This window comes from Micromonospora sp. C31, assembly GCF_018070575.1.
GTDB lineage: Bacteria > Actinomycetota > Actinomycetes > Mycobacteriales > Micromonosporaceae > Micromonospora.
Genome location: NZ_JAGPXN010000066.1, coordinates 1 through 1,172, shown reverse-complemented (window position 1 = coordinate 1,172; position 1,172 = coordinate 1). Strand labels below are relative to the sequence as shown.

Below are 1,172 nucleotides of genomic sequence, written 5' to 3'. Positions count from 1 at the left end.
CAACACCCCACACAACCGACCCCACACCCCCCCATCCAACAACCCCGGCAAATCCACCAAACCACCCCACCGCAACGGCACCTCCAAACCCACCACCCGACCCAAACCCCACACCGCAGCACCCGCGACATCGGTCAACTCGTCGGAGCCGCCGACCGACACCGCCCCACGCGTCAGCCACCACAACCGGCCCGTCCCACCGACGTCGGTGAGTGCCTGCGCCACTACCAGTGCCGTCGTCACCTCGGCGGCGGCCGGAACCGTGGACGGCTGCCGCGACTCCGTCAGCGACAGCAGGGACACCACGTGGGCGTCCCGGTCGTCGGGCCCCATCGCCTCCCGCAGCAGCCGCGCCACCCGGTCGCGGTCGGCGTCGGCCGGGACCAGCACCGGAACCGCCCGCCCGGCCCGGTCGGCCAAGGCCACGGCCGCCGGGTGGTCCTCCTGTCCAGGCGCCATCAGCAGCAGCCAGGTCCCCGCCAGCGTCGTCGCAGCCGGCACGGTGGCCGTACGCCACGTCGTCCGGTAGCGCCAGGAGTCGACGGCGGCCCGCTGTTGCGTCGCCCGCCGCCAGCGGGCGAGCCTGGGCAGCAGCGCCGTGGACGGCTCGTCCGCGCCGACGGCCAACTCGTCGCCCAGCACGCCGAGGTCACCGGACTCGACCGCCGCCCAGAACTGCTCGTCGGAGGGGGCGTGGGCGCCCTCGGCAGCCGTGGCGGGCCGGGGATCCTCCAGCCAGTAGCGCTGCCGGTCGAAGGCGTACGTGGGCAGCTCGACCACGCGCGGCCGGGCACCGGTCTGGCCGTGGTACGCCGTCCAGTCGACCGGCACGCCGGCGGCCCAGAGCTGCCCGACGGCGCTGGTGAGAGTGGTGACGTCGGGCTGGTTGCGGCGCAGCGTGGCGACGTACCGCACGTCGTCGGCCGCTGCCGCCTCGGCCGCCATGGCGGTGAGGACCGCGTCCGGGCCGACCTCCAGGAACGTGTCCACACCCTGCGCCCGCAGCGCCGCCACCCCGTCGGCGAACCGCACCGCCTGCCGCACGTGCCGCACCCAGTAGCCGGGGTCGGTGATCTCGTCCGCGTCCGCGACGGCACCCGTCACGTTCGACACGACCGGCACCTTCGGCGGCTGCCACGACAGGCCCGCCACCACCGACGCGAACTCGTCCA

Annotated in this window: 1 protein-coding gene; it reads right to left on the bottom strand. The window is 74.7% G+C overall.

The window, feature by feature from the left end; all coding sequences use genetic code 11:
• Nucleotides 1–1,172, bottom strand: a 1,172-nt coding sequence (locus tag KBX06_RS27460; RefSeq protein WP_374225684.1) for an acyltransferase domain-containing protein, incomplete at both ends; no start/stop codon positions are given.